Consider the following 23,274-nt stretch of genomic DNA (forward strand, 5'->3'; position numbering starts at 1 on the left):
CATCCAGTATAAATTTGCCATTATTATCTGAAACTACTGGCCAAACCCGAAACATAACCGATTAATAAAAATTTTTATTCAGAACTGATTATAATTCACTTTATTTTTCCTCTACTTTCACAAAACGTTTCCCCATAAGGTTTAACTTAAATTTTCTGATGGTTTCAGGAGGTATAATTTCACCATTTGGACTCTTAAAATATAAAGCATTTAAAGGGCATTGGACGATGCAAGCACCGCATTGAACACATTGATCTGCCCTAGGCATTGTTGCAATATGTCGCTTTCTGTCTACCTCAAAGCAATTCCTCGGACAGATCTCCTCACAAAAACCAACACCTTTACACTTATCCTTATCAAGGATAACTTTTAGCAATCTATCATCCTGAAACCCACCTTTGTAGACTGGTGTGCTACCCATTAGATCAATGCTTAGGATGAGAACAACAATGAATGAAATAAAACCCCAGAATAAAATAAATCTCCACGAGAAATTTCCAGATAACACTACATAAATAGCAAGAGCAACCATTAGAATGGTCCATATAATCAGTTGAAGGCTTCCACGCCCAAAATCAAAGAAAATAAATCCAATTTTTTTCCCCTCAGTTTTTAAAAAACGGCTATAAACCGGAAATGATATAAAAATTAAGAATGATATGATCCAAACCAGGAAAACAACAGGAAGAATAGCCTCACTCCGGAAAATAATCATGATGATAGCCAAGACAGCAGAGATTGGAAATGCCCAGGCAACAGCCATCTCAATACGTTGTTTCCAGGGAAACTCGACTTCCCTCATTTTCGGTGTTTTGATGAAATGGTCTTTTAGAAAAAGAGGGAGATCTTTTGCATATACTGGCCCCCATATCACTTCCCATCCTGTTTTTTCCTTTATGATCTTAGCTTCGACACCTGTGGCCGCAAGTTGGGGCAATATTACATTTCTGTGACCTACTACTTCTTCAATTCCGCTGGTTTTCAGAACTGAAATTACGTCATGATTTGTGAAACGGCCACCTGTAGCTGAACACCAGACATTTATTCCTTTGCTATTAGCAACAAGAAGATAAACATCGATTCCTTTTATCGCCCTTTTTACTCCTTCTACAGTTAGATGATAATTGCAGGTCAGAATAACAGGTGAATTGATATCAGGATCCCCTATCTTAATCAAACCTGTTTGACAGGGGAAAGGGAAAACTCTCAATAGAGTTTCAATAATGTATATAATGAGGTAATGTAGATTCATTTCATTATCTCTTCAGGTTTCTTTGCCACCAATTCAATAAAATTCCCTGTTTTATTATATCTGATCGATTCTACTTGCAATCCTGCTTCTTTCACTTTTTCCGGCAGGTTTTTGATGGCATTTGTACTGGTTTGTGCAATAAGGTAAGTAATTATTACAAAAGGAAATCTTATGAACCAATTGAGCATCCTCTTGAAGCTATTTTTAGGGATCACCTCATCGGCAATGAGGAAGAGACCACCCACCTTCAATATCCTTTTTACCTCTTTCAACGTATAGAATAATTCATCATCAGTTAATTCAGAAAAACAAAGTCCACTCATTACAGCATCGTAACTTTCTGCATTTTCGCTCCCAAGCTCTGCAACACCCATTTCAAACAGCTCGATGTTTTGCATAAGACTTGCTTTACTTGCCCGCATTTGTGCAATATCTAACATTTGGGAATTGACATCGATTCCTTTTACTTTTGCACCTTTTTCAGCAGCTTTTAGTGTCAGTGCTCCGCTCCCACAACCAATATCAAGCACAATCTGCCCTTTTTGTATATAGGCTGTTAAATTATCATAAGCCTTATCTAATCTTCCAACAGTGAGAATACGAATGCACCAGTCATACCTATCAGGAGCTGATTCAAGTATCTTCATTAATATATATGTACTCATTTGGATACTTCAATTTCAAGTGATTTATTTAAGTGGATTGTAAATATATACCCAACCAGATCAAATGGTGTTTAATCGAAACTCTCTTGATATGTAGGTTTTGGATTTGGTCTGTCAGATATTCTGTTATCGTCTTGATAGCAACTTCTTTTAGATCACATACTGCGAAGACGTTTTGCACCCACAGTTTGGACAATAGTAGATGATGTTCGACCCCATTATCAGCTTTTTAAGATGTGTCCTACACTTTTTACACAGATGCGGATTAGTATTTCCTATAGTTTCACCTCATAAGAAAACCTTTATCAAATCAAGTATTTCAGTGCCTCGTTTTGCCCATTACCCACAAATTATGGACAAATTTCTAATTACCCCATATATCTAATGGGACATATTCCATTTATAGCTTGTGACAAAATTAATATAATTAGGTTTAAAAATAAATTATGTCATTCATGGATTTTCTTTATGCATCTGCCTGTACATCTCCTATAAATTACTTCGATGGCAAATGCTGAGCAAATCATAAAGGCCAGTATGAAAATATCTTTTGGGGAGTTATTCAAAGTGTACCAGATCAATGTAAGCAGTGCAACAAAACAGGCAACAACCCCTGTTATTGAGATCCATCTATAACTTGATGTCTTCTGAGAAAGGTAAACATTGGAAGCGTTGACAGCTCCAAAGATCAATAAAAATCCAGCACTCCCCATTATTGAGATACTGTTTAAATTAAAAGTATTTGCTACGATCAATGTGAGAGCTGAGGTGATCAAAAGACCTTCAATCGGCCGATTCCATATTTTTTCTTCCAGTATTTCAGGCAATTCCCCATCTTTGGCAATAATAAAGCTCACACGTGAAGCACCATATAATGTTGCGTTAATAGCTGAAGCTGTAGACAAGAGAGCCGCGACTGCAATAAGGTTAAAACCGAAATTTCCCAGGAAAGGCTCTGCAGCTACAGCAAGAGCATAATCTTTGGCCTGTATAATGTTATCAACTGATACATTTCCAACGGTAACAAAAGCAATTAACACATAAAGTAAAATAACAAATACAACAGCTGAATAATAGGCACGAGGAAGTGTTTTTTCAGGATCTTTGATATCTTTTGCAGTATTTGCGATCAATTCAAATCCTTCATAAGCCAAAAAAATGATCATCCCTCCAGCCACAAGCTGAAGCGGATTTGCACCAATTGTTGGCTGAAGCTGGTGGGATTTAGTACTCCATATACCTACACTGATAAATATCAGTAAAATAGCAACCTTAAAGGCAACAATCCACTCTTCCCATTTTCCAACTACTTTTGCACCAGCAATGTTCACTACAGTTAACGACACAATAATGACACTGGTGAGTACATGTTTTAAGACCGATTGCATCGAATCGGGAAAAAACGTGGAACCATAGCTTCCAAAAGCATAGGCATAAAGTGAAAGCATAATAACATAACTTAACCATAGAAGAATATTTAGTCCACCTGTGATAAGCCCTGAACCAAATGCCTGATTCAAAAACTCGACAGTCCCTCCTTCGGAAGGATATTTGACAGATAGCTTTGCATAGGAATACGATGTGATCAATGCAACGATACCGGCAAGTCCAAATGCGATAGGTGTTTTCCCCTGCCCAAGTTCAACAGCAAGACCAAGGACTGCAAAGATACCTCCGCCTACCATCCCCCCAATGCCAATAGAAACCGCAGACAGATATCCAATGGATTTTTCTGAAACCGTGTCATTCATAGGATTGCCTCATCAAATCAGCTCTCTGGTCTTTATTTCTCTTCTGGAGTATTTCCTATAGATCCACTCTACAATGAAACAGAACGTGAGGACAAATGCAAATGCAAATAAGGTTTTTATTGAGTTTAGTAGTTCGTAATATACAAGGATTCCGAAGAATACAAGGCTGCTTACAAGGGATGACCATATCAGATATGGCTTTGCACCTGTTTCCCCGAACAAACGTAAGTGGGCCGCATTAACGGCCACATATATCACCAACAAAGAAGCACTCGCCAGCATACCGATCCCTTCTAAATTCAGCAGATTTGTACACAGAATGACCAGGCCTGATGTAATAAATAAGCCTTCAGTACTTCTTTTCCAGACTTTCCTCTCAAAAAATTCGGGCAACTCCCCCTCCTTGGCGATAAGATAACTGACATTTGCACCACCATAAAGAGATGCATTGATAGCTGAAGATGTTGAGAAAAGCGCAGCTATTGCCATTATCTTGAATCCAACAATTCCCAGGAACGGTTCTGCAGATGCTGCTAAAGCATAGTCCCTGGAATTTATGATTTCGGACATGGACAGATTTCCAATTACTGCGAGACTTACAAGAACATAAATGCAGATGACAATTAGTACGCTCAGATATAGAGCTTTAGGGAGAGTTTTCCGGGGATCTTCCATATCTTCTGCAGCATTAGTTATCAATCCAAATCCCTGATAGGCAAGAAATACAATCCCTGCTCCAAAGAGTATATTTGGAGTGTTTGGAAAATGTGAAATGTGAAATTGAGATATTGTCTGGTTTTATAAAAAACAATCCGGCAAGAGCAAAAAGCATTAGGATGCCTACTTTTATTGAAACAATAAAGATTTCCGATCTGCCCACAGCTTTTGCACCTATAAAATTAATGGCTGTAAAGATGACAATAATTGCAGTAGCAAAGATATTTGACCAGATTGCCGACGATCCGGCTGGCATGAATGTCATTGCATAAAGGGAAAAACCCTTTGCATAAAGAGCAAGTCCAAATATATAACCGGTCCAGAGAAGAATGTTCAACCCCCCACTCAATACACCATCTCCGAAACCCCTTACAAGGAACTCAACAGGACCACCCGCAGAAGGATACCTGACACCCATTTTTGCATAGGAATATGTACTCAATAGAGCGATCAATCCAGCGATGATGAACGATATATAAACTGCATTGCCAGATATCTGAGTTGCAGTTCCAAATATCGAGAAGATCCCTGCACCAACCATTGCGCCAACACCAATCGAAGTAGCTGACCATAAGCCCATTGATTTGTTTCCAACCATTAAAAACCCAAAAGAACTTTTGTACGGTTTGCTATAAAAAGTAATTCCAAATCTTGGGCTCAATCATAAAGTCCCTTATTTAAAGTCAAAAGAGTGACTTTGTAGTCGAAATAACTCTGCCTTCAAGCCTTAGTATATATCCGAAAGAAGTGTCGATGGATTTTGAATATTATTTCTGAATTTAAGTTAAATTCATTACCAGACATTATATATATCTAATATTATGTTAGATATAGCTAACTATTTATATTAAAAATATATAACTTAATATTAGAAATAAAAAACATTTCTTTGAAAATCACAAGGTGTTAGTATGTCAGCAAACATGCCAAAAAAATACAGGAATCGAATTCTTGCAGGTACATTGATTCTACTCGTAGGAATATTTGTGGAAATATTTATGGAACTTGATCAGATTATAACTATAACTCTTGTTACAATGGGTTCTGTTATTATTCTGTATGGAATTCTCTATGCCCTTAAATACGGGGAAGGTCCAATACAAGACGAATGGAGCAGAAAAATTGGTTCAATTAGCCTGTCTTATTCATGGATTACAACTTTCTTTGTTCTTACTGGTATGTTCTGGATGAATTATTTTGAAATAATTTCCCTTGATGTAAACAGTGTGATAGGAGTTGTATTTTTTGTAATGATAATCACGGCCAACCTGTTCCAGCTCTACTTCAGGAGAAAAGGAGATGTTGAATGAAAACACGAATCAAGGAACTAAGAGCACGGTATGACCTCACCCAGCAAGAGCTTGCTGATATTGTAGGGGTGCGCAGGGAAACAATCAGTTTTCTGGAGAAGGGGAAATACAACCCTTCACTCAAGCTTGCTTATAAAGTTTCAAGAGAATTAGAAACAACCATCGATGAGCTGTTTATCTTTGAAGATGAGGATTTGGAATAAGATCATTTATATTCAGAACATTACATCTCTTTTTACCAAAAATTGACCACAAAATCCCCTTGAATTTGTGGTTAAAATTGCATTTTATCGTTAAATTATGTAGTTTCTAAAGAACCACATTTCTATAGAAACCCGAATTAATCAAGCAACGAAGTGTCCAACTACATAAAGAACAAACATTACTAAAACTAGAATTTTTGCCAGGTTATTCATATTATTCACTCGATATTGTAACAAAGAAGCAGTATAAATATTTAGCCTTTAAAATAACCAGTATCCATCAATCATATATACCAATAAAAGACTAAATTAAATTAACACGTGCCTTGGGGGTACAGGTGGCCAGTTATTCAAAATCATTGGAATTTGATACAATGCTTGCTTTAATTCAGATCGGAGTAGCTACTGCAATGCTCTTTGATGAAAGGAAATGTAACGAGGCAGAATGACCATGGTTCAAACTTTCATAAGCATGGAAGAGGCAAAGAACGCAACCATAAGTGAAATACTGGAAAAGCTTTCATCGGGTGAAAAGGGTCTTTCTGCTTCAGAAGCAGAAGAGCGACTTCAGCAATATGGGCCTAATGAGATTACTGAAAAGAAAACCAGCTCAATTGTCAAATTCTTAAGCTATTTTTGGGGACCCATTCCATGGATGATCGAAATCGCAGCAATCCTATCTGCAATCCTCCATCGGTGGGAGGACTTTTCGATTATCTTTTCGCTGCTGATGTTAAATGCCATGGTAGGATTCTGGCAGGAACACAAAGCAGACAATGCTATTGAATTGTTAAAACAGAAATTGGCCGTGAAAGCAAGGGTGCTTCGCGATAACAAATGGCTTGAAGTCACTGCTCGCGAAATAGTGCCTGGAGATGTGATACGTCTCCGTCTAGGTGATATTTTACCCGCGGATGTTAAACTCATAAGTGGAGATTATCTGCTGGTAGATGAATCTGCATTAACCGGCGAATCCCTCCCTGTGGAAAAGCATGTTCTTGATATTGCATACTCCGGTTCCGTTATCCGTCAGGGTGAAATGGATGCATTGGTAGTTGCCACCGGGATGGGAACATATTTCGGCAAGACCGCTAAGCTGGTGGAAGAAGCCAAAACCCAAAGCCACTTCCAGAAGGCTGTCATCAAGATAGGTGACTATCTGATTGCTTTTGCTCTTGTACTTGTAGTCCTGATATTTTTTGTGGTGCTTTATCGTCATGAAAGTCTGTTGGATTTTTCCCAATTTGCGCTGGTACTAATTGTAGCAGCTATACCGGCAGCCTTACCGGCAGTTCTTTCGGTGACTATGGCGGTAGGTGCGATATCTCTGGCTAAAGAGGGAGCTATCGTTACTAAACTTGCTGCTATCGAGGAAATGGCTGGAATGGATATTTTGTGTTCAGATAAGACGGGCACCATTACTAAAAATGAGCTGGTCCTTTCCGAAATAAAGCCCTTCCAGGATTTTTCAGAAAAAGATGTGCTTCTGTTTGCCACCTTGGCATCTAGAGAAGAGAATCAGGATCCTATTGATAATGCAATTGTTACGAAAACCAAAACTATACAGGATTTTGACGGGATAACTGGTAGCTACAAGGTAATTGCGTTCAAACCTTTTGACCCCGTTTCAAAAATGACAGAAGCTACAATAGAACATACCAATGGAAATCGGTTCAAGGTAACTAAGGGGGCACCCCAGGTAATTCTGTCTCTTATAAACAGGAAAGATACATCCAGTGCACAGGTTGATGAAGATGTTAACAATTTTGCTTCCAAAGGATATCGGGCATTAGGTGTTGCCAGAACCGATGACAAAGGAAGTTGGCATTTTGCCGGTCTTATTGCTCTTTACGACCCACCACGCGAAGATTCCAAAGAAACTATCAAAAAAGCACAATCCATGGGCGTGAATGTCAAAATGGTTACCGGTGATCACCTAGCTATTGCTAAGGAGATTTCCAAACAAGTAAATCTAAACCCAGAAATCGCGCTTGCTACCTCCTTTCTGGATATGCCCGACAGGAAAGCACAGGATGTTGTTGAAACTGCAAATGGTTTTGCCCAGGTATTCCCGGAACATAAGTACCATATTGTTGAACTACTACAGCGTAAGGATCATATTGTAGGTATGACAGGCGACGGGGTCAATGATGCACCAGCCCTAAAAAAGGCCGATGCCGGTATTGCTATTGCCGGTGCTACGGATGCAGCCAAATCCGCTGCTGACATCGTGCTAACAAAGCCCGGACTTTCCGTCATTATCGATGCGATCAAGGAGAGTCGTAAAATATTCCAGCGGATGAACAATTATTCCATCTATCGTATTGCTGAAACAATTCGAATACTGCTTTTCATAACTCTTTCCATCATCGTATTTCAGTTCTATCCTGTTACTGCTTTAATGATAGTTTTGTTAGCACTTCTAAATGACGCACCGATCATGACCATTGCTTACGATAATGTCATATATTCTGATACACCGGAAAAATGGGATATGCGAACTTTATTAAGTATGGCTACGATACTTGGAATCATTGGAGTTACTACATCATTTGGAATCCTTTATATAGGCTTACATGTTTTTCACTTAAACCATGAAGTTCTCCAGTCTTTTATCTATCTAAAGCTCTCTGTAGCTGGCCACTTAACAATGTTTGTAGCAAGAACAAAAGGTCCCTTCTGGTCAGTAAAACCAGCAGCACCCTTATTTATAGCAGTTATAGCTACACAACTAATTGCCACCATAATCACTGTTTACGGGATTTTACTCCCTGCAATGGGATGGAATCTGGCACTGTTTGTTTGGGGGTATGCATTGGCGGCTTTTATTATAACTGATCTCATAAAAGTTCGCGCTTACGAATTGCTTAACCACACAGGTATAAGATTTCACAGGTAAAATGATCATGACAAATTCATTAATTACAATAACCAGTTAAATTATTTTGCGAATAAGATAACCGTGTGGTTTTTACCTGCTTCGCAACATAGGAATTAATAGTGATAACATGTGGGGATCGATGATGCTTCGTAAAAGGATGATGGGGATGTTAAGCAGATATAAAATGATTCAATTGTTGATAACATTATTTTTCCTGATAATTATTACAGGTGCTTCTTCAGCTGCCACTATCACTGTTAACGACGATCCGGAAGCAAATTATACCAGCATACAGGATGCTATAGACAATTCAAATTCCGGAGATACTATTCTTGTTAACCCTGGCACTTATAATGAAAATTTGAACATAAACAAGCCATTAACAATAGTATCCAATTCCGAAATTCCTGATAAAACTACTGTTCAAGCTAGTGAAAATGATAATGTTTTCTATATAACCTCAAATAATGTGATCATCAGGGGGTTTAGCATAACAGGTACCCATGGACCTTCAAAAGCCGGGATTTATCTCGACGAAGTTGAAGAATGTATAATTACCAACAACATCCTGTCAAACAATGAGAATGGTATTGAACTTGTTTCTTCAAGTAATAACATTCTTATCAATAACACTATAAAATCAAACACTTTCGATGGCATCTTTCTTGAGCGATCAAATAATAATGAGCTAAGAAATAACAGTATATACTTTAACATATGGAATGGAATCGTTCTGGAGGCATCCAACAACAACAGATTCAGCAACAATACAATTAATTCAAACCGTCTGGATGGAATTTCCTTTATTAATTCCAACAATAATCTGATCAACAATAACAGTATAGGCTCAAACGGCAAGAATGGAATCTCTCTAGATATATCCAATAACAATACACTGAACGATAATTTTCTGATAAATAATAGTGAAGGGATCGAAGCAGATTATTCTGAAAATCATATTTACAATAATCACATCAGTAATAGAGAAGTCTCCAGGATACCATTCGTTAATAATTTAATTACCTTGATCATGGTTGGAATCTGTTGCTTATTCATGAGGAAAGAAAAAAAATAACGATTAATTTTTTTTACCCGTCTCTTCAATATATTCTACCTTGAGTAACCGGAAGTTTTCTCACATAGAGCTATTTAAGAGATTTTGAGAGTGGATGCCATCATAATAGGATAAGGGATATTTGAAAATTTTGTGATTTCTCTTTCCCGTTTATCTATATTTCAATAAATTGGTGCATTGTTACACAGAATAGTGAGTAATATATGGAAAATATTATTAATTAAGTCGTTTCTCTAAATTAATGTGTCAGGAGATAATGATATTCGGGTAAGCCTGAGCAGGGACTTAACGCTTTTTGATATAACAATGATAGGCATTGCCGGCATGATCGGTGCAGGTATTTTTGCTCTCACCGGTATTGCCACAGGAATTGCAGGCCCTGCAGTCATTCTTGCATTTCTCCTGAATGGTATAGTTGCAACTTTTACCGGGCTGGCATATGCAGAGCTTGGTTCTGCCATTCCGGAAGCAGGTGGAAGCTATCTCTGGATAAAGTAAGGTATTGGAAACCATTTTGGATTCCTTGCCGGCTGGATCGACTGGGCAGCCCATACTATAGCATGTTCCCTGTATGCGGTAACATTCGGTGCATTCTTTTCCGAACTTGTAGTTCATTTTCTCGGATATGAAGGAATCCCACAGGGCACTTTGCTGAGCATCTCTGCATTTGGTATTGTCACTCTCATGGCCTACCTTAATTATCTTGGTGCAAAAGAAAGCGGAAAATTGGAGGTATAGTAACTCTTTTCAAAGTTGCTATTCTTGTAGTTTTCGCGGCTTTTGGAATTTACAAAACGTTCCTCAAACCTGACTGGTCTGCTGCTTTCCTTAATGACCCATCGTTTCTTCCTAATGGTTTTGGTGGCATTCTCGTTGCAATGGGACTTACATTCATAGCATTCGAAGGATATGAGATAATTGTTCAGAGCGGTGAAGAGGTTAAAAATCCGGAGAAGAACATACCCAGGGCAGTACTGGTATCTCTTTGGGTTGCTGTTATCATCTATATAATGGTGGCCTTTGCTCTGATAGGTGCTATTCAGGTAGGTGTACCCAGCTGGATGTATCTTGGAGAACTTGCTGAGTTCAGTATGATACGGGTTGCAGATCAGATAATGGCATTCGGTTCTGTCCTTATAATTGCGGGCGGTCTTGTTTCTACGATAAGCGCTATGAATGCTACTGTTTATTCTTCTTCCAGGGTTGCGTTTGCCCTTGGCAGGATGGGTTATCTGCCGGAAGCTCTTTCCAGAATAAATGAAAAGAGAAGAACACCTCATTATGCTATTCTTTTCAGTTATTTCATCATTGTATCCATGACCCTCGCACCCATTGAAACCGTCGCATCAGCAGCTGACATAATGTTCCTTATCCTCTTCATTCTGGTTAATTCCGTACTTATTATACTGAGGTTCAGACGACCTGATCTAAAAAGGGCCTTTAAGATGCCCTTTGCTCCTTATCTTCCAATATTTGCAATAATAGTCCAGCTTGTCATTGGTTATTATCTTGTTACAGAGATCGAACACACAACATTTGTTGCAGGAATAACAATATTCTGGGTACTTGCCGGTTCATTCTTCTACTTCTCTTATTCTGAGAAAGAAATCAAGAGACGCTCGAAGTATCTCATAAAAAAGCTCTATGAGGAAAAACCATTTGCTGAGGAAGAATACAAGATACTGGTTCCAATAAAGAATATCGCTAATGCAGGAAACCTCGCAGATCTTGCCAATATGATTGCAAAGGAAAAAAAGCTCACATTGTCTTCCTGAAGGTTTTGACCTTCCCTGAACAGACCCCTCTTTCGGCCTCTGATGCATATGTGGATGAGAAGCGCTCCCTGATGAGAGAACTTATAAATTCTGTTGATGTCCCTGCAGGAGGCGTCATTAAAGTTGGAAGGAATGCTTCTGATTCAATTCTTGATACCATCGAGGAAGAAAAACCTGATATGCTTATAATGGGCTGGAGGGGAAGGACTTTCCGCCGTGACTTTGTACTTGGAAGTACCCTGGATCCTATTTTACTCAAGGCTTCATGTGACGTTGTTATTGCCAGGTTTGGTCCGGGTAAGTCTCTCAGGAAGGTCAGGAATATATTGTTGCCCACTGCAGGAGGGCCACATGCCTCTCTTGCAGCCGAACTTGCCAGGGACCTGGCTGTTGCGGAAAACGCAAATGTGACCATGTTCAATGTGGGCAGGTCTGCTGATGATGAAAACAGGGCTATGGAAGGTTTCAGGAACCTTGAGGGCTTCTTTGAAGGTGTGGATTACACGCAGAAGTTTACCGTATCAGACAACATAGAAAAAGGTCTGTCCAATGAGGCAAAGAAGCAGGATGTGGTGTTTATTGGTGCCACTACCAGACCATTCCTTAAAAATTTCCTGATGGGTGTTTTCCCTGAAAAGATCATCAGCAACAGTGATACTACTGTCATAATGACAAGGAAATGGGTAAAGCTCATTGATGTCATTAAGAAGTGAAGGTAATTCCGTATTAAACTGGTTTTAAACACGATATATTTTTGGGAATTTAGAATACTCAATAAATTATCTTAACTCCAGGTTAGGAGTAATATTATTTTGTGCAGATATAAGCACATGTATTTTTCATCACTTCTAGCTTTTTATTTACAGTAAATCCTGCTCTCTCAAGCATTCCCCACATTATCCAATCCCAGGTGCTGTACTCATCGCGAACATGAGTGATAGCCTCATCAGCCATCGCATCTCCTGCAAGGTTTCTCATATTATTAAGCCAGTCGTTTATTTCATTCTCATATTCTTTTGGTTGAAATCCAAACACTACATCCCCAAGGAATAATTTCCCTCCGGGTTTAAGGATCTCATAGAAATTACAAAGAGCTAGCTGTTTCCAGAAATCGGGAAGATGGTGTAAAGCGACATTTGATATAATTGCATCCGCTTGTTCTCCCTTGTGATCATATGTCAGGAAACCGGCATGAGTTGTTGTAATATTTTTTATACTTTTTTGTGTTGCTTTCTTTTCAAGAACAGCAAGCATCTCTTTTGAAATGTCAACGGCGTAAACATGTTTACACATCCGGGCAAGGTGGATACTCAGCCCACCTGTGCCACATCCAAGGTCTACAATAATTGACTCGGCAGATAGGTTAAGATCATTATAGATTTGGGTCGCTTCCTGCTTGAAGTTTCTGAATCCCTGATGGCGATTGTCATAATCTTCAACAACGTTTTGGGCTGAATAGTCAACTCCGACATGTTTCATCTCATCAAATAACCAAACTGGAGTATTCTTCATGCATAATTCTCCTTTTCTCAATTCCAATGTTAGGTATTTCTTCTTTGATTGCTGTTTGAGTTTCAGAGTCATTTATCTGCGTTCTTCTGTAAAATGAAGAACGTATAACCATATTCATCCGGGTGTTCTCTGAAGATCTTTATCTCTCTTCTGTTAAAACTAAGTATCTCTTCTGCCTCGGTGTTTCCTTTATAGCTATCACTGATGTCATCGACTCTTTTTTCCAGATAGGCATAAAAATCCCACCAGGCAGAAGCTGGTAATTTAAAGCAGTCAATGAGATCATATCCTACTGACAGGATAACTTTTTCAGTATCAGGTATGTTCTTGATATCAGGATAACAGTCCTGCCAGAATTGAATAACTTCCGAAGAAGGTTCATCTGTGAACCATGTGCTTTCTGTCAGTGCCATATAACCTCCTTCTTTCAGAAACTGTTTCCAGTAGCTAAGCCCTTTTTCAAAACCAATGACAAAGATAGAGCCTTCTGCCCAGATGAGATCGAATTCTCCTGCTTCAAAAGGCAGGTCATCCATGGAAGCACGAACCGTGGTGATCCTGTCATTGACTCCATCTTCAACTGCATTTTCCATCAGCTTATCCAGAAAAGGCTGGTAAATGTCAGTTGCAGTGATGTGGCAGTCGTTGCAGATCTTCGCAAGATGAATTGTCTGCATACCCACACCGCAACCAATGTCAAGGATCTTACTGCCTGCAGGAAGGGAAGAAAGCAAATTAAAAGCTTTTTCAGTACACTTGTTATTACCCGGACTCTGTCTGGGCAATCCATCAAATATCTCAAAAATCGGTGATTCTGTCACAAATATATCGAACAGATAATTGCATAAATCTGTTGTGGTCTCCTGATAATGATTGCGTTTTCATCAATGTGTTTCTTAAGATTATTCAAGCTTTATAACAAAGATTATATGATCTCAAGTTGCGCTCAACACCCAACTTTTCTACGAACAGTTCATATAATCCCTATGATATATTCAATATTATGAAATATAAAGTCCATCGCATAGATGTCAAAAGCGATAATATGCAGGATTATTTGGAACAGTTTTTAAATAACCTTAATGGAGAAGTAATTGCAGTAATTCCAAATGTTAAACCTACTTTCCAACTCATGGGAGCAACAGCTAAAGTAGACTTTCTATTAATTGTGGAAAAAACAGGGTAAAAATAAACATGTAGCAATTAAAAGTATTGCAGCATTAATTTTTCTAAATTGATAATCATCCCTTTTTCCATAACCATTGAATTTATTCCAGTTTCATGGACTCTAAAGTGAACCACCAAATCTCCTTCTCCATCGACATCTTCAACTACTGCCAAACTATTTGTATTTTCAGGGATTAACTTTATTTGGGATTTAATGGGAGAAGAGGTTACTCTTAAAAGAGAGCTTGGGCTTTTGGAGATCACACTCAGTGGTGTGGGAAGCATACTGGGAGCCGGTATATATGTTCTTATTGGAAAGGCAGCAGGTCTTTCGGGCAATGCCCTTTGGTTGTCCTTTTTGTTTGCTGCCATTGCTGCCGGGCTTACCGCTATAAGTTACATGGAGCTTTCATCCATGTTCCCCAAGGCAGGGGCCGAATATGAGTATGTCAGGAATGCCTTCGGTGAGTTCCCGGGTCTTCTTATAGGCCTGCTGGTCGTTTTCGTGGAGATCATTTCAGGCTCTACCGTTGCCCTGGGCTTTGCGGGATATTTCGAGGTTCTGTTTCACACACCTGTTATTCCCTCAGCTATCGCTCTTATACTGCTGTTCACATTGATCCTTTTCGTGGGTATTAAGCAATCTGCAAGGGCTGCTATTCTTATGACCGTCATCGAGATCATAGGCTTGCTTGTGATAATCTCCATAGGACTTCCCTATATGGGTTCTGTGGACTATCTGGAGATACAGAGCCTGTCAGGCATATTTGAGGCATCAACGCTTGTTTTCTTTGCATTCCTCGGCTTTGAGGAGATAGTAAAGCTATCACAGGAGACAAAGGACCCCCATAGGACGACACCCAGAGCCCTTATAATTGCCATTGCAACCACTATATTGCTTTACATGCTTGTTGCATTGGCTGCTGTGAGTGTCCTTGACTGGAGGATATTGTCAACGTCTTCGGCTCCCCTGGCAGAGGTTGCATCCGTGGCGTTGGGCAGCAATGCATTTGTCATCCTTTCGTTGATAGCTCTTTTCTCGACTGCCAATACCGTTCTGCTTATGCAGATCGGGGGCTCGAGGATACTCTATGGTATGGCTGAATCCGGTTCACTTCCCTCATTGATCTCCTGGGTTCATCCGGGGACAAGGACTCCATGGGTCTCTATATTGGTGTTCACATTACTCTCAATAATGTTTGTTTTCATAGGCGATATCGCGCTCGTGGCGAATATGACCAATTTCATGGTCTTTATCATCTTTATAACGATCAATCTTTCACTGATATGGTTGAGGTACTCAAGGCCTGATATCGAAAGACCATTCAGGATTCCCTTTAACATAGGCCGTTTTCCCCTTTCACCAATTTTTGGTATATTATGTGCCCTTTTGCTCTTTGCACACCTGAGTCTTGAGGTCATTGTCTATGGTTTTATTTTATTGCTTGTAGGTGTCTTGATAGTATTTATCGGGTTAAAGAGCCAAAGTAATTTAAGACAGGTCAAATAAATAAAATGTGTATTCTGATAATTAACCCAGAAAGGTTTCCTTCATGAGATGAATCCAAGTAAGAATAGTCTTGCTTATGATCTCCAAGAACCTTTCAGATTTATTGTTGATCTTACTGTTATGAACCTTATTGAAAAAGGGGCTATGGATAACAAATACTTTGTGAGGACTGAAAGCTTTTCGCTAAGGCTTAGACCTACTGGAGCAAGGAAGGTTACTGAAGAGTTCAATTCAGTAATGAATGAGAAGGTTGAGTACAGGAAAAAGAATAGTTCATGGGGATCTGTACTGTTGCTCAAGGCAAGGGGGTTAAGTCATCATCTTGTCGGGAAAAGGAAAACTGTTGAGTTCAGCAAACCTGTTTATATGGCTGAGAGGGATGATTCTGACGAAATCAGGCAGAAGATACTGAGTATATCTTATTCTGAGTGGAAGAAGATGGGATTTTCTAAGGGAACATTGCATTACATGAAGAAAAATGCTGAAGCTGATAAACCATTTACTCTTAATGCTCATATGAGGGAAAGGCTGGAGATGTTGGGGAAATTTCAAGCTCATTAATCTTTTTTAGTAATAGTTCCTTCCTTTTTCGCACTTTGATCAATAAGTTCAATGATGAAAAGAAAAATATCAACCACAAAGCACTCACAAATATCAGATTTTCGATATCCCCACCCATGAAATCATTCTCGGGAGTTGGATTGATATACATAAGTTTTAATGCAATTAATAAATAAACTATTACTGAATTAACAAGTGTAATGTAAGAAAGTAAGAATTTAAATATTCTATTTGACTCTTTGTATAATTGGCTAGTATGGTCAGTTGTAACGCCTCTGACACTTTTACAGTCCCAATTCTTTTTCCCTACAAACAATCTAGGAAGTAGGTTTGTGACTCCAATAATTACCAAAAAAAGAATTACCGCCTCATATTCTATTCGAAAATTATCAAGTATGTAATATTTTAGGTTCCAAAAAAAATCAATTTGGCGATTCATATAATCTAATGCGAACGCGGCTACTAAACCTATAACTACTGCAATGAATGACACCAGCCATCCTAAAATAACACCTTTTAAAGACGGTAATATGTCTGATTTCAAGGAAAAGTAGCTGAGAATTTCAATTAATGATTGCTTTTTATTCTTAGATGCAAAAACATTTTCAATGAATGGTAGTCCAAGAATAACTAAAAAAGGGATTATAGTGATCAGAGCTAAATACCAGTATCTAAACATAACATTACTAATCATGGATGCACCTACTTAAATTTAGAAAATATAATATATCCAAAAGATAATTTTATTGGATATTCTCATAATTTGGAATAGTTCTTTTACATAATAAATATGTATGTTCAGTTTTTTTTCAATACAGTATAAATTAAAAATAAGAGTTCCGTTTTTTACAGTTACCTATATCCCTTCAAAAAAGTGCGGGGGGAGGGATTCGAACCCTCGAAATCCTTCGATACCAGATCTTAAGTCTGGCGCCTTTGACCTAGCTGGGCGACCCCCGCATGAGAATTAGAACGGCTGCCTTATGCTTTTGGTCACCCCATAATTAAAGTTAAGTTACTTAAGCCTTATTCTTATGAAACATGAAGATAACATTTCTTGGAACAGGTGTGGCAATACCACAAAAGGGCAGGGTGCAATCAGGACTCCTTATGGAGATCGATGAGAAGAAGGTCCTTTTCGACTGCGGAGGAGGTGTCCTGAACCGGATATTCGAGAGCGGGAACTCGCATACGGACATCAATACAATTGTGCTTTCGCATCTGCACCTGGACCATGTGGCTGATGTTATGTGCCTTCTCAAGGCGAACTGGCTGTGTGATAAGTTCGATTCCACCATTTATGGTCCCTCAGGCACGCGGGAGTGGCTTGACAGGCTCATGGACATCTATCCTTACATGAAGGAAAAGGTCAGCGTCGATGTCGTTGAGGTCGCGCCGGAGGAAGAGTTCAGGCTCATCGATGTGTGTGATGTGAAATGTGCCGCCGGAATACACAGCGTGCCCTCATTGGCTTATCAGGTACGGTCTGAAGATAAGACAGTAGTCTACTCAGGGGATACCGAGCCGTGTGACGACATCATGGCACTGGCTCAGGGTTGTGACATGCTTATCCACGAGTGCTCTTTCCCGCTGGAATTTGAGATGACGAATCACACCACGCCTGACATGCTGAGACCTTACATCAGGAATTCCGGCATCAGGGCAGTGTATCTTACCCACCTTTATCCTCACATGCAGGGGTATGAAGAAGAAGCTCTTGAATATCTGAAAGAAGAGTTCGAGGGGGAGGTTCACATACCCTCCGACCTCATGGTTGTTGAGATCTGATCGACTCCGATGGGAGAGGCGATCGACCTATTAAAGCTGGTCTAACCTGTTGAGCTCAGTCCTCAAGGAAGACCACGCTTACATTATCTTCATCCAGCTCGATCAAAGCAGCATATCCCTGTGCTGCCATGCCAGGATTTACAAGGAAAGTATCGCCGGATCTGGCGAATCCCCTTGCCTCATGGATATGCGCACAGATCACGAGCTTTGCACGGTTAAAGAACTTAGCCACGGCTGTGCTTCCCACATTCTGGCCTCCGACGTCATCCAGCAACCCCCTAGGAGGAGTGTGGGAGAGGAGCACTATAGTGCCTTCAGCAGCTTCGAAAAGTGGCTCAAGGGTCTTTTCGATCTCATCCTCTTCAAGCTCGAAGGGTGTATTGAATGGGGTTGGGCAGGAACCGCCCATTCCTATGAACGTAAAACCATCTATCTTCTTCATAGAATTATGCAGGTTTACCGCATCCGATGAATCGATCGCTTCCATGACATCCTTCGGGTCACAGTTTCCGGGAACTGCAAGGACTGGTACATCGAACATTGAAAGCAATTTCTCAGCTCCACTGCCAGGACCGAACTGGGTCAGATCACCACTGATCACCGCAAGATCGACATCACCTGCTTTCTCCAGCAGGCCATCGATATGGGAAGGATCACCATGTACATCCGCAAGGGCAAGTATTCTCATTTTTCATACCTCAAGAAATAACATTAAAATTTCCTGTCGCCACCGAGGATGCCACCGAGTGCAGCCTCACCGATACCTGAGATACCACCGCTTTCTCCCCTGTTGGATTCACCGGAACCGATGGCTGCAGCGATCCTGTCAGCAAGACGGGAGAACGGGAGGCTCTGGAGGTATACCTTACCCGGTCCCTTGACCGTTGCCAGTATCATACCCTCACCACCAAAGAGCGCGTTCTTGAAACCGCCCACTAACTGGATGTCATAGTCAATGCTTTCAGAGAATGCTACCAAGCATCCAGTATCCACTCTCAGGGTCTCTCCCTGTGCAAGCTCCTTTTTCAAAACAGTGCCACCTGCATGGACGAATGCAAGACCATCACCGTGAAGTCTCTGGAGAATGAACCCCTCACCACCGAAAAGACCTGCTCCGATCCTTTTGGAGAATGCGATAGTAACATCGGTACCATCAGCAGCACAAAGGAAAGAATCTTTCTGGCAGAGGAAGCTTCCACCCTCTTCAGAGAGATCGATCGGCACGATCTTACCCGGATAAGGGGCACCGAAAGCAACACTCCCCTTACCTTTACCGGTCTGGGTGAAGGATGTTATAAAGAAGCCCTCACCTGAGAATGCTCTTTTGAGACCTTTCAGAATACCTCCGCCTGTAGAGGTCTCCATCTTGATACCATCGCCCATGAACATCATGGCTCCGGCCTCTGCCTTTACCGTTTCCCCTTTATCAAGCCCGATCTCTACCAGCTGCATCTCATTTCCATGAATCTTATAATCGATCTCATCTGCCATTATTAGTACTCCTCTACGGGACAGCATTTTCACTTTGAAAAGTTCCCTCTGCGGAAATATTGCGCTTAAAAGCACATAAACATATTGCAGGCAGACGTAAAGGCTTTTTTGTATGGAGACGCCTTCTTAACGTCTTTGCCCACCCAATGACAAACAACATCACACTAAAATCAGTACCTGAAGACTTTAAATTGAACTGTAGCTTAAGCAACCAATAAATAGGAACTCGGCGTATTTAGATTTAGAGAACCAGGAGATAATCAAATTATGAACACAAAAAAATTATTATCAATTTTCATAATCTTTGCAGTACTTACCTGCACCCTGATAGCAGTAGGTTGCACAGAAGCTGATAATGGGAACGACATTGTTGACACAGAAAAGGAAGAAGAGAATATCGTATCCCCTGATGAGATCATTGACATAGAATGGCAATGGTCAGGCCTGATAGAAACAGAACCAGCCAGCCAGTCAGTGGTTCCTGATCCGGAAAACTACACACTTACGTTGAGATCAGATGGAACATACTCCATTAAAGCGGACTGCAACATTGGAAGTGGCAGTTATAAACTGGAAGGAAATAACCTTACATTAGCACCAGGACCAATAACACTTGCATACTGTGGACCGGACTCACTGGACAGCCAGTACCTTTCTTTATTGAGCAATGTTACAAACGTCTCAATGGATGACGATCAGCTTGTTCTGGGTATCGGAGAGAATGGTGACAGAATGCTCTTCGTTAAAGGAGAAGTAGCTGAGGACTAAACCACTTTTTTAACTCTTTTTTTGGATCAGGGGAAGAAAAGGCTTATGCACTCTTCATCCCACCAAATTTAATTTATACTTAATTGCTCTTTCTCGATTTAAGATATCTCATGGATAAGGAAGAACGCAAATTAATACTTGGCTGGAGAGAGTGGGTCGCACTACCGGAACTGGGACTACCTGCTATAAAGGCTAAAGTGGATACCGGTGCAAAGACATCAGCACTGCATGCTTTCAATGTGGAGCATTACAGAGACAATGATGTTGAAATGGTCCGTTTCATGGTTCACCCCATACAGAATGACCAGGAACTACAGATCGAGTGCACAGCACCTTTAAAGGACAAACGTCAGGTGACAGATTCCGGCGGCCACAAAGAGATGCGATATGTCATCGAAACAGACGTAGTTGTTGCTTCCCTTCGTTATCCAATTGAAATTACACTTACTGACCGTGATACCATGCGCTTCAGGATGCTTCTGGGACGCAGTGCAATAGAGAACCGGGCATTTGTTGACCCCGCTGAATCCTATATGAACGGGAAACTTGACGCATACAAGATATACAAACTAAAGACCGAGGTTGACAAATGAAGATCGCCTTATTATCAAGAAATCGTAAGCTTTACTCATCCCGCCGCCTGATCGAAGCAGCCGAAGAAAGAGGGCACGAAGTTCAGGTAATAGATGTACTAAGAGCCTATATGAACATCACATCCCACAGGCCAACCATTCACTACAAGGGTGAGGAGCTTGATGGCTTTGATGCAGTTATCCCTCGTATAGGTGCATCTGTGACATTCTATGGTACTGCAGTTCTCCGACAATTCGAAATGATGGGAGTTTACCCGTTGAACGAATCGGTCGCAATCACCCGCTCCAGGGACAAGCTTCGGTCTTTGCAACTGCTTTCCCGTAAAGGGATAGGACTGCCTGTGACGGGATATGCAAGCAAGCCTGATGACATCAAAGACATGATAAAAATGGTCGGCGGTGCACCCCTTGTTGTTAAGCTGCTCGAAGGAACTCAGGGCATTGGTGTAGTACTGGCAGAAACACAAAAGGCTGCAGAAAGTGTGATAGAAGGCTTCATGGGCGTAAAAGCCAATATTCTGGTCCAGGAATATATCAAAGAAGCAAGCGGAGCTGATATTCGTTGTTTCGTCATAGGCGGAAAGGTAGTTGCAGCCATAAAAAGGCAGGCACTTGCAGGAGAATTCAGATCGAACATACACAGAGGAGGTACGGCCGAGATCATCAGGATCACACCGGAAGAACGCTCAACTGCCGTCCGTGCTGCAAAGATCATGGGACTCAATGTTGCCGGCGTTGACCTTTTGCGATCCAATCACGGCCCTCTGGTAATGGAAGTAAATTCCAGCCCCGGTCTGGAAGGAATAGAAACTGCAACAGGTAAGGATATTGCAGGCATGATCATTGATTATACCGAGAAGAACAGTAAAACCGGTAAAACAAGGACCCGTGGGAAAGGCTGATCCATATTGATGGCCACCACGGCCTATTGCAGTTACTAATTCCTGATTTTTTTAAATTGAAGACAAACAGGCATGACCTTAATGCTATCTTTACGGCTTTTGAAAAATATAATCTCAAAAATGATCATTTAGAAGATGATCCAAATTCCAATTATACAGAAATTCTTTTATTTTGTGCCCCCGTAATATTGTTTAGCAATTTTTCCTACCTGGAGTGAAACAATAAATTATGAATGATATCATCATCTGGTTACTTATTCTTCTTTGCCTGAGCCAATCTGCACTGTTTTCGGGGTTGACCATTGGTCTTTTTGGGTTAAGCCGTCTCAGACTTGAAATAGAAGCCGAAGCTCACAATATACACGCAATTAAGGTCCTCAAGCTGAGGAAGGACCCGCACTTACTGCTTTCCACCCTTTTGTGGGGTAATGTGGGTGTCAATGTACTGCTTACCCTTTTAACGGATTCAGTAATGATAGGCAGCTCTGCATTCATATTCTCTACAGTGTTCATTACATGTTTTGGAGAGATAATGCCACAGGCATATTTTACAAGGAATGCCTTAAAGATGGGTGCTTCATTAACGCCTCTTGTGAAAATGTACATAATGCTATTATATCCTGTTACAAAGCCTTCTGCAATGGTACTTGATAGATGGCTCGGCACGGAGAAGCTTGAGTTCTTCAAGGAGACATCCATAAGGATAATGCTTCAAAAACATATCAGGGAGGATACCAGCGATATCGACAGGATGGAAGGACTTGGTGCTCTGAATTTCCTGTCACTTGACGACCTTAGCATAAAGCAGGAAGGTTCCCTCATAGACCAGAATTCCATAATAGAAATTGATACTTATAACGGCCGACCGATCTTTCCGGAGATCGGAACACCAGAGTTTGAAGAGCTGCTTCAGAAGATAGCACGGCCTGCCAAGAAATGGATCATCGCTGTCGATGAGAACGACCATCCTATAGTGGCAATCGATTCCACATCGTTCATAAGGGATGCCATCTACAGAAAACCATTCTATCCATTACGATACTGCCATGCCCCTATAATCGTAAAAAGCCCTAAGGAAAAGATAGGAGATGTGCTCCACAAGCTGAAGGTATATCCTGTGGACTCTGAAGATGATGTCATAGATAATGATCTCATACTTTACTGGAATGATGACGACCCTGAAAAGATAGTCATAACAGGTTCTGATATCCTTGGTCGGCTTTTCAGGGGTATCGTCAATAGAGTCAGATGACCTCGCTTTTTTCTTTTTGGTTTTTTATTAGTACCTTTAGTTCTATTTTTATTATTTATGCCATAGTTAGTATTGTTCATCATCATGAAGACCCAACAAAA

24 protein-coding genes, 1 tRNA gene and 1 pseudogene are annotated in these 23,274 nt (G+C 40.4%); 15 read left to right on the forward strand and 11 right to left on the reverse strand.

Features of this window, described 5'->3' with window-relative positions; genetic code table 11:
- Positions 1–100: 100 nt before the first annotated feature.
- The 5 genes from LI82_RS00655 to LI82_RS13520 all read right to left on the reverse strand — a co-directional run bounded on the left by LI82_RS00655 (position 101) and on the right by LI82_RS13520 (position 5,046).
- Positions 101–1,252: an HgcAB-like fusion protein gene (locus LI82_RS00655; RefSeq protein ID WP_048193041.1), complete on the reverse strand. Its 1,152-nt coding sequence runs from the start codon at positions 1,250–1,252 to the stop codon at positions 101–103.
- A complete protein-coding gene (gene cpaM / locus LI82_RS00660) occupies positions 1,249–1,899 on the reverse strand; it encodes a corrinoid protein-associated methyltransferase CpaM (protein ID WP_048193042.1) in 651 nt (216 codons plus the stop codon). Before cpaM ends, LI82_RS00655 begins: the two co-directional genes overlap by 4 nt.
- A 467-nt stretch (positions 1,900–2,366) precedes the next feature.
- Entirely contained in the window at positions 2,367–3,668 is a 1,302-nt protein-coding gene (locus LI82_RS00665; RefSeq protein WP_048193043.1) for an APC family permease, read from the reverse strand.
- 12 nt (positions 3,669–3,680) lie between these two features.
- Complete coding sequence (locus LI82_RS13515) at positions 3,681–4,457, reverse strand: APC family permease (RefSeq protein WP_201770286.1); 777 nt, start codon at positions 4,455–4,457, stop codon at positions 3,681–3,683.
- Positions 4,357–5,046, reverse strand: coding sequence for an APC family permease (locus LI82_RS13520; RefSeq protein WP_210409204.1), 690 nt, complete (start codon positions 5,044–5,046; stop codon positions 4,357–4,359). The genes LI82_RS13515 and LI82_RS13520 overlap by 101 nt, the downstream gene beginning before the upstream one ends.
- Before the next feature lie 250 nt (positions 5,047–5,296).
- Between LI82_RS13520 and LI82_RS00675 the strand changes: the two genes are divergently transcribed.
- The 7 genes from LI82_RS00675 to LI82_RS13280 all read left to right on the forward strand — a co-directional run bounded on the left by LI82_RS00675 (position 5,297) and on the right by LI82_RS13280 (position 12,342).
- The gene (locus LI82_RS00675; RefSeq protein WP_052402635.1) at positions 5,297–5,695 is read left to right on the forward strand and encodes a hypothetical protein; all 399 of its coding nucleotides are present in this window, start codon (positions 5,297–5,299) and stop codon (positions 5,693–5,695) included.
- The gene (locus LI82_RS00680; protein ID WP_048193044.1) at positions 5,692–5,898 is read left to right on the forward strand and encodes a helix-turn-helix transcriptional regulator; all 207 of its coding nucleotides are present in this window, start codon (positions 5,692–5,694) and stop codon (positions 5,896–5,898) included. The genes LI82_RS00675 and LI82_RS00680 overlap by 4 nt, the downstream gene beginning before the upstream one ends.
- Positions 5,899–6,370: 472 nt before the next feature.
- Positions 6,371–8,797: a plasma-membrane proton-efflux P-type ATPase gene (locus LI82_RS00685; RefSeq protein WP_236622630.1), complete on the forward strand. Its 2,427-nt coding sequence runs from the start codon at positions 6,371–6,373 to the stop codon at positions 8,795–8,797.
- Positions 8,798–8,918: 121 nt separating this feature from the next.
- Positions 8,919–9,854: a right-handed parallel beta-helix repeat-containing protein gene (locus LI82_RS00690; protein ID WP_052402637.1), complete on the forward strand. Its 936-nt coding sequence runs from the start codon at positions 8,919–8,921 to the stop codon at positions 9,852–9,854.
- A gap of 243 nt (positions 9,855–10,097) precedes the next feature.
- The gene (locus tag LI82_RS13270; protein ID WP_201770283.1) at positions 10,098–10,352 is read left to right on the forward strand and encodes an amino acid permease; all 255 of its coding nucleotides are present in this window, start codon (positions 10,098–10,100) and stop codon (positions 10,350–10,352) included.
- 260 nt (positions 10,353–10,612) lie between these two features.
- Positions 10,613–11,629 carry an APC family permease gene (locus tag LI82_RS13275; protein WP_236622634.1) on the forward strand — a complete coding sequence of 339 codons (1,017 nt, stop codon included), beginning with the start codon at positions 10,613–10,615 and terminating at the stop codon, positions 11,627–11,629.
- Between the two features lie 5 nt (positions 11,630–11,634).
- Entirely contained in the window at positions 11,635–12,342 is a 708-nt protein-coding gene (locus LI82_RS13280; protein WP_201770284.1) for a universal stress protein, read from the forward strand.
- Positions 12,343–12,436: 94 nt separating this feature from the next.
- On the opposite strand, the gene LI82_RS00700 is transcribed toward LI82_RS13280, so the two are convergent.
- Positions 12,437–13,141 carry a class I SAM-dependent methyltransferase gene (locus LI82_RS00700; RefSeq protein ID WP_048193112.1) on the reverse strand — a complete coding sequence of 235 codons (705 nt, stop codon included), beginning with the start codon at positions 13,139–13,141 and terminating at the stop codon, positions 12,437–12,439.
- Positions 13,142–13,209: 68 nt separating this feature from the next.
- The gene (locus LI82_RS00705; protein WP_048193045.1) at positions 13,210–13,962 is read right to left on the reverse strand and encodes a class I SAM-dependent methyltransferase; all 753 of its coding nucleotides are present in this window, start codon (positions 13,960–13,962) and stop codon (positions 13,210–13,212) included.
- 182 nt (positions 13,963–14,144) lie between these two features.
- Between LI82_RS00705 and LI82_RS00710 the strand changes: the two genes are divergently transcribed.
- A complete protein-coding gene (locus LI82_RS00710; RefSeq protein WP_048193046.1) occupies positions 14,145–14,327 on the forward strand; it encodes a hypothetical protein in 183 nt (60 codons plus the stop codon).
- Positions 14,328–14,344: 17 nt separating this feature from the next.
- On the opposite strand, the gene LI82_RS12975 is transcribed toward LI82_RS00710, so the two are convergent.
- Entirely contained in the window at positions 14,345–14,482 is a 138-nt protein-coding gene (locus LI82_RS12975) for a hypothetical protein (protein WP_160174924.1), read from the reverse strand.
- A gap of 40 nt (positions 14,483–14,522) precedes the next feature.
- On the opposite strand from LI82_RS12975, the gene LI82_RS00715 reads away from it, so the two are divergent.
- Positions 14,523–15,818, forward strand: coding sequence for an APC family permease (locus tag LI82_RS00715; RefSeq protein WP_048193047.1), 1,296 nt, complete (start codon positions 14,523–14,525; stop codon positions 15,816–15,818).
- Positions 15,819–15,860: 42 nt separating this feature from the next.
- Positions 15,861–16,379, forward strand: a pseudogene (locus tag LI82_RS00720) (CRISPR-associated endonuclease Cas1); the annotation flags it as partial.
- Positions 16,380–17,254: 875 nt separating this feature from the next.
- On the opposite strand, the gene LI82_RS00730 reads toward LI82_RS00720, so the two are convergent.
- Positions 17,255–17,339 (reverse strand) — tRNA-Leu (locus LI82_RS00730).
- 81 nt (positions 17,340–17,420) lie between these two features.
- Between LI82_RS00730 and LI82_RS00735 the strand changes: the two genes are divergently transcribed.
- Positions 17,421–18,167, forward strand: a complete 747-nt coding sequence (locus LI82_RS00735) for an MBL fold metallo-hydrolase (protein WP_048193049.1) — start codon at positions 17,421–17,423, stop codon at positions 18,165–18,167.
- Positions 18,168–18,222: 55 nt separating this feature from the next.
- On the opposite strand, the gene LI82_RS00740 is transcribed toward LI82_RS00735, so the two are convergent.
- Positions 18,223–18,855 (reverse strand): metallophosphoesterase family protein, encoded by a 633-nt coding sequence (locus LI82_RS00740; RefSeq protein ID WP_048193050.1) that lies wholly within the window; start codon positions 18,853–18,855, stop codon positions 18,223–18,225.
- A gap of 23 nt (positions 18,856–18,878) precedes the next feature.
- Positions 18,879–19,658 (reverse strand): TIGR00266 family protein, encoded by a 780-nt coding sequence (locus tag LI82_RS00745; RefSeq protein WP_048193051.1) that lies wholly within the window; start codon positions 19,656–19,658, stop codon positions 18,879–18,881.
- A gap of 267 nt (positions 19,659–19,925) precedes the next feature.
- Here LI82_RS00745 and LI82_RS00750 point away from each other — a divergent pair, with 267 nt between their 5' ends.
- From LI82_RS00750 to LI82_RS00765, 4 genes are all read left to right on the forward strand, one after another.
- Positions 19,926–20,426 carry an META domain-containing protein gene (locus LI82_RS00750; RefSeq protein ID WP_052402639.1) on the forward strand — a complete coding sequence of 167 codons (501 nt, stop codon included), beginning with the start codon at positions 19,926–19,928 and terminating at the stop codon, positions 20,424–20,426.
- A gap of 110 nt (positions 20,427–20,536) precedes the next feature.
- Complete coding sequence (locus LI82_RS00755; protein ID WP_048193052.1) at positions 20,537–21,019, forward strand: ATP-dependent zinc protease family protein; 483 nt, start codon at positions 20,537–20,539, stop codon at positions 21,017–21,019.
- On the forward strand, positions 21,016–21,921 hold the full coding sequence (gene rimK, locus LI82_RS00760) for a 30S ribosomal protein S6--L-glutamate ligase (protein WP_048193053.1): 906 nt from the start codon (positions 21,016–21,018) through the stop codon (positions 21,919–21,921). The genes LI82_RS00755 and rimK overlap by 4 nt, the downstream gene beginning before the upstream one ends.
- Positions 21,922–22,150: 229 nt before the next feature.
- Positions 22,151–23,173 (forward strand): DUF21 domain-containing protein, encoded by a 1,023-nt coding sequence (locus LI82_RS00765; protein WP_048193054.1) that lies wholly within the window; start codon positions 22,151–22,153, stop codon positions 23,171–23,173.
- Positions 23,174–23,274: the final 101 nt, after the last annotated feature.

It is taken from the genome of Methanococcoides methylutens (assembly GCF_000765475.1).
Classification (GTDB): Archaea; Halobacteriota; Methanosarcinia; order Methanosarcinales; family Methanosarcinaceae; genus Methanococcoides; species Methanococcoides methylutens.